This window comes from Falsiroseomonas sp. E2-1-a20 (assembly GCF_051433195.1).
Taxonomy (GTDB): domain Bacteria; phylum Pseudomonadota; class Alphaproteobacteria; order Acetobacterales; family Acetobacteraceae; genus Falsiroseomonas.
On record NZ_JBHMFT010000099.1, the window covers coordinates 1 to 5,740 of the forward strand.

Below are 5,740 nucleotides of genomic sequence, written 5' to 3' on the forward strand. Positions count from 1 at the left end.
TAAGGTGGCCGGGGTGCGCGAGGCCATCCGGGCGGCACGTGCCCACGTCATGCTGCTGCCGGCCTATTCGCCCGACTTGAACCCCATCGAACAGGCCTTTGCCAAGCTCAAGGCCGGGCTCCGCAAGGCGGGCGCCCGCACGCGTGAGGCGCTGTGGAACACCATCGGCCAACTGCTCGATACCTTCAGCCCCGCCGAGTGCCGTAACTACCTCGCCAACGCTGGCTATGCATTCGAGTAAACCAAAAATGCTCTAGCCTGCGCTTGCTCCGGTGGATGCGCGTCTTGGATTGCAGTGGCATCCTAGCCGTATAACCTGACCGCACGCCTAGGCTTCGGCTGGGCTGAAGGAGCTTCTGTCATGAGCTTCGTGCTATGGAAGCAACGGCTTCCTTCCGAGCCTCTTCATCCCTGCTCCTCATCTTCCCTCTCCCCGGGCTTCCCCCCACCGTGATCAGCCTCTTGCGCGGCATGTGCATCTTTGGCTGCTGCGACCGTCCGTTCAACGTAGTGAAGACCCTCCGGCCAGCCGAGTTCGCCTGCCTTATCACACTGCAGCAGCACCGTATGGACGTAGGCGGACGAGGCGCCGCGCGCGAAAAGGCGACGTGCGATGGCAAAATCAGCGCGCGACCGGTCCAGCCTCATGCCGGGCGGCAGATGCGCCGTGATGCGCGCGATGCCTTCGCGGTATTCCTCGACGGGATCCCGCGCCTGCAGTGCCGGCACGGTGGGGGCAGGGACCCGCAAGATCTGCGGCCGATAGCGGCGGCGGAGGGCGATGACGCCGGCCGCCGTTCGCAGCAAGTACTGGGCATCCGGATCAACCTCCGTGCATGATGAGCGGAGTGTCACGGTCGGGTAGGAACCGTCGCTGCGCTGGTGCAGTGCCTTACGGTTCCGAAAGCCGGGCAGTCGCCCGAGCTGCCGCGAATTCACCGCGCCAGGATCACCACCATGCATCGATGCGAGCTGCGACGCCACCTCGGCCGCGACCTCATGCGACGGGCCCGCGCCCGACGGGGCGAGGCGGATCCATACCTGGTAGTTCCACGGGCTCGTCACGACCACCGCCGCGGGACGATGGCCGGCGAGGCGCATGCTGTGCAGCCCGTCTTCGTCCACGTCATCCACGAGGACATAGGAGGTGTCGGCAGGACGGGCATAGACATGCCATCCTTCTGCATTGCGCGCGCGGAGCAACGGCAGCAGGCGGAGCAGACCTTCAAGCCCAGGCCGGCGGGTTTCAACCCGGGCCTTGTCCTCTGTGTGAACGAGCCGAAGGTCGTAACGCTCGGCCTCGACGGCCGACGCCCAGCCCTCCACGGCGCGGCGGGTGAGTTCGGCGCCCGGGCGTAGCGGGGTCATCATCGGCCTGCCTCCGCCAGCAGGCGCACCCGGCGAAGCGCCGCGAGCCAGCCTTGATCCGGGGCAGGGAAGTCGACAAGCTCCACGGAAAGCGCCGCGAGATCCTCGAGCGCTTTGGCCCGCATCCGCTGCCCTGCGGGGTGGTGCGTGGCGTTGGCCATCTCGACGATGGTGATTTTCTGCCGCTCGACGAGCGTGGCAATGTGGCGCGCCGCATCCGCCGTCCAACCGCCGCCCAGGCCGACAATCCATGCGGCACCTTCGGCGGGGTGGAGCAGGGCCCGTGCAGCGATGGCGGCCACGGCCCCCTCGGTCAGCCGAAGGCGCCGGCTCCCAGGCGCGGCCGAGACCACCAGGCCCTTGTGTCGTCCACGGCCGAAGGTGACGTCGAACCGGCCGTCTGGACGGAACTGGTGGTATTCCCAGCCGAGTTCATGCCCCCCGCCGGAGCGATGCCGCGCCGAGATCAGCTCGCGGTGGTGGTCGATCCGTACGTCGCCCTCGAAAGCCGCGGCATCGGCAGGGGTTAGACCGAAGGGCTGGGCACGTGGATGCAGCGCCGCCAGACGGGGCGGGGTGATGATGTTCATGATTGTTCCTGTTGTGGTCGTTGTGACGGGTGCACGAGCAGGTCGTGCGGTGTGGCGGGCGCCGGGGCGTCCTGTCAGCGCCGCTCCTGGGCGCGGCGCGGGAAGCCGACCTCGAATGCCGCGTGGGATGGTTTGAGGATGAGGCGCATGGGAGGCAGCGGATCCTCGCCAAGCGCCAGCGCACCAAAGGCGGTGCGAAGCGCATGGTGGAGATCCCGAGGCCTCGCGCTGCCGTTGGTGAAGGCGAGCCGCAGCAACTTCCGAGCCTGGTGGGGCAGGGCGGGCAAGGTGTCGGGTACGGCGTCGATGTCGGCCGCGATGTCGTCGCGCATCGCGTCGAGCAACCCGTCGAGCGCGTCGGCGGGTGGTGGCGCGACCTTCACGATGAGAAGACGACTCAGCAGCGCGTCCGGCAGGCCGGCGAGGCTGTTGGCGGTGGCGATCCAGTTGACGGCCGAGATGTCGACGGGCGCTGACAGGCACGGGTCGAGGTAGCAGCGCGCCGTCTCGGGTTCGAGCATTGCGAGCAGCACCCCGGCGGCGGAGCCATACCGGTCGTCGGTGGGCGCGCGGTCGAGGTCGTCGAGGATCAGGACCGGGTTCCGCACGCCGGTGGTGGCGATGGCACGCACCGGCGCGCAGGGCCGGGCGCCGCGCCAGCCCCGCCCGTTGCCAGCCAGCTCAGTGACGAAGGAGCTGTCTGGCGCGGAAAGGCGCACCGGTGGCAGGCCGCATCCTTCCGCAACGGCCCGGCAGAGCCGAGACTTCCCGACGCCCGGCTGCCCCACCAGCAGGAGGGCCGGCAGGCGGCAGACCGCCGCCTCGCCGAGCCGTGCGAGGGCGAGTTCGTGCAGCAGCGGTCGGGCGGCTTGGTCCATCCAGGGGAAGGCTTGGCCGAGCGCTGCCGCGACCTGGGCCGGTTCGGGCGGTTGCAGGGCCGCGACCGGCGATAGGAGAACACGACACTGATCGACGACGGCACGCTCGACGTCCTCCGCGGCGACGGGGGGCGCGGCCAGAAGCACTGGCCGGGCGGGCCCCGGCGCCACGAGTCCGGGCGGGCGGAGGGCGACCAGGGCCGCGGCCGCAGCCTCGAAGAGCGGGCGGAGGACTACACCAGCGCCCTGCAGCGCCGCCTTGGCCCTCCAAGGAGAGGCCAAGCGGCGTTCCGCTGGGCCGGAGCGCCGGAACCGGCCAGAGGCCGATCATCTCGGCCAGGGTGCGCAGCTCGTCGGCGCCTAGGCGCTCCTCCCCGGTTGCCCAACCGGCGAGCGCGAGGCTGGCGGCGGCGCGGGTGAAGGGTGCGGCGGCGCTGGTGGAGTGCAGACCAGCGATGAATACAGCAGCAGCGGCGGCAATCGCGGCGCGGACGGCAAGGTCGCCTCCGTCGTCGCCCTCCCCAGCGACACCGAGCGCCCGGGCGAGGCGCCAGACCGCGCTGGGATCGCCGCCATCAGGCAGCGTTTCCACACGCCGCCCAACCCCCAGCATGAGGTCGAAGCAGGCGCAATCCGAGGCGAAGGCGACGAGCGGCACGCCGCGTGGCACCGCGGTGGTGTCGGTGCCGAGAATGGCCGCGCGAGGCTCGCGAGCCGGCGCAGGTTGGCGCCCGGAGCGAAGGCGTTGCGCGAACAACCCCGGTATGATGCCGTGCACTGGCAGCCTCGGCCCGAAGCCCACAAGCCAAGTGCTGCTGGCGATGAAAACAACCTCTCGCCGGAGGGCGGTGGCAGAGGCGGCTTGGTCAACCTGCTCCTCCGCTTCGGAGGTGTTGGATACGGCAGATGCCGGGAGCCATGTGGGGTCGTTGTCGGAATGTCGTGGCATGTCTTTTCGGATGTTCGAGGAAGGAACGGGCCGCCCCAAAGGCGGCGAAGCCGCGGGCTCGGGCCGGCACCGAGGATCGGGTGGTTTCAGGCAGCGGCCTGCGCCACCGTCAGCGCAGCTTCGGCAGAACAATGCTGAGCAGCGCTACGACGACGAGTTCGCGGAGGGTACGCGCACCGGTGGACCACATCGCGGGTTCGACACTGACGGGATCAACCGTGAGCCGGACGGGCACCATGCGCCGCTGGCCAAGCAGGCCGGCAGCCCGGCCGCGGCGGAGCAGATTCTCGAGGTGATCGCGGCCCGGAACAGGTATGCCGGAGGCAGGTGCGACGGCACGCAGCAGCGCGACCCGGTGGGCCGCTATCCTGAGCGCATGCGGGGTGTAGGCGCACCTCAGGGAGGGGATCAGACGCTCCCGCCCCGTCCGCTGGCGGCGCCTCAACCGGGCACGCCGCTGGCGCCGGCACCTCACCGGCGGCCCCGCTGCGCCTCGGTGCGCAGGGGACGAGCAGGAGACAGCAGCGAGCGCTGCTTGCGGCGCCGATCCCGAAAGCGAATTAATTGTATTGGAGGTGACAAAACCAGCGCGCAGCCGAGCGCCGCGGTGGCCTCGATCGCGATCGCGGCGGCGCGAGGATCTGGACCACGCGAGGCAGCCAGCAGGCGGGTGAAGGCCGGTGCACCTCCTGGACCGTCCGCGGAAGCGGCGTGCGGCAGGCCGGGCAAATGCCCGACTGAGCGCGCATCGGTGGTGAGCAGATCGCCGCCGGATCTGGCGGCGAGTTCCGCCGCTACGCGGGCGGCAACACGCGCACCCACGGGCCGGTCAGCCAGGGTGATCCACACCTCGATGAGGCCGGCGCCGTCGGCCACGGCAGCGGCGACACGGTGTTCCGCGGCGAGGTGCGCATATCCCTCAGGGCGCAACCCGCGCAGCAGGATGTGGGCGGTGCTCCAGGGCCGCGCGGAGATGAGGTCATCGGAGCTGGCCTGTGCATCAAGCCAGCAGGCAGCATCGGCGACAAACGGGGCGGTCCACCAGCGCCGCCAGATTTCGATGCCTGCGATGTTCGTCGCGGTGACGAGGTAAATCGAGGCTGGCAGCGCGGCGGTCCAGCGGGCGATGTCCATGGTCGTGCTGCTGGAAGCGGAGAGCGAGAGGGTCGACGAGCACATCGGAGATAACCTTTACAAGGGTGGTGACCACCCCCTTGGCTGCCGCGCATCGGGCGCGGCGGGGCGGCGGTCACCCCGGGACCGACACCCGCCGCGTCGACGCGTGGCAGCCATCATCTATTGGATTTTTTATGGATGGCTGTGCCCGTCAGTGGTCCTGACCCTCGAAACTGGTCCACCTGGAGCGCAAGTTTTTCGGGCACTTTGAACCCCAAGGAGGGGTCGTGCCATAAATCAGAAACGTTACATGGACGAACAGATCGCCTTTGCCCTGAGGCAGGCGGAGAGCGGGACGGCGGTGGCTGAGATCTGCCGCAAGCTCGGCGTCTCCGAGCCGACATTCTACCGCTGGAAGAAGCAGTTTGCCGGGATGGGGACGGTGGAGATCCGGCGGTTGAAGCAGCTTGAGGAGGAGAATGCCAAGCTCAAGCGGCTGGTCGCCGACCTCAGCCTCGACAAGACCATGCTGCAGGACGTTCTGCGAAAAAAGTGGTGAGGCCCGCGCTGCGCCGTGATGTGGTGGCTGTGCTGCAGGGCAGCTACCGGATCAGCGAGCGTCGGGCCTGCTCGGCGATGGGCTTCCACCGTTCCGCACAACGCTACCGGTCGCGGCGTGACCCGCAGGTCGAGCTGCGGATGCGGCTGCGCGACCTGGCGGCGGGCGCGGGTCCGCTACGGCTACCGGCGCCGCAGGACCTCCGTCGCCGGGCGGAGGACGTTCCTAGTGCACTGACTCAAACGGAAGGTGCAGGGAGTCTGGCCAGTTTGCCGAGGAT

General features: G+C 69.3%; 5 protein-coding genes and 1 pseudogene. 2 read left to right on the forward strand and 4 right to left on the reverse strand.

Features of this window, described 5'->3' with window-relative positions; translation table 11 throughout:
- Nucleotides 1–241, forward strand: a 241-nt coding sequence (locus ACFHPP_RS30240) for a transposase (protein WP_437166944.1), incomplete at its 5' end; no start/stop codon positions are given.
- Nucleotides 242–405: 164 nt separating this feature from the next.
- Here ACFHPP_RS30240 and ACFHPP_RS30245 read toward each other — a convergent pair.
- From ACFHPP_RS30245 to ACFHPP_RS30260, 4 genes are all read right to left on the reverse strand, one after another.
- Nucleotides 406–1,371 carry a DNA-primase RepB domain-containing protein gene (locus ACFHPP_RS30245; protein WP_437166945.1) on the reverse strand — a complete coding sequence of 322 codons (966 nt, stop codon included), beginning with the start codon at nucleotides 1,369–1,371 and terminating at the stop codon, nucleotides 406–408.
- Nucleotides 1,368–1,958: a hypothetical protein gene (locus ACFHPP_RS30250; RefSeq protein ID WP_437166946.1), complete on the reverse strand. Its 591-nt coding sequence runs from the start codon at nucleotides 1,956–1,958 to the stop codon at nucleotides 1,368–1,370. Before ACFHPP_RS30250 ends, ACFHPP_RS30245 begins: the two co-directional genes overlap by 4 nt.
- 74 nt (nucleotides 1,959–2,032) lie before the next feature.
- The gene (locus ACFHPP_RS30255; protein WP_437166947.1) at nucleotides 2,033–2,983 is read right to left on the reverse strand and encodes an AAA family ATPase; all 951 of its coding nucleotides are present in this window, start codon (nucleotides 2,981–2,983) and stop codon (nucleotides 2,033–2,035) included.
- A gap of 1,273 nt (nucleotides 2,984–4,256) precedes the next feature.
- On the reverse strand, nucleotides 4,257–4,919 hold the full coding sequence (locus ACFHPP_RS30260; protein ID WP_437166948.1) for a hypothetical protein: 663 nt from the start codon (nucleotides 4,917–4,919) through the stop codon (nucleotides 4,257–4,259).
- Between the two features lie 292 nt (nucleotides 4,920–5,211).
- On the opposite strand from ACFHPP_RS30260, the pseudogene ACFHPP_RS30265 reads away from it, so the two are divergent.
- Nucleotides 5,212–5,652, forward strand: a pseudogene (locus tag ACFHPP_RS30265) (transposase); the annotation flags it as partial.
- Nucleotides 5,653–5,740 lie beyond the last annotated feature (88 nt).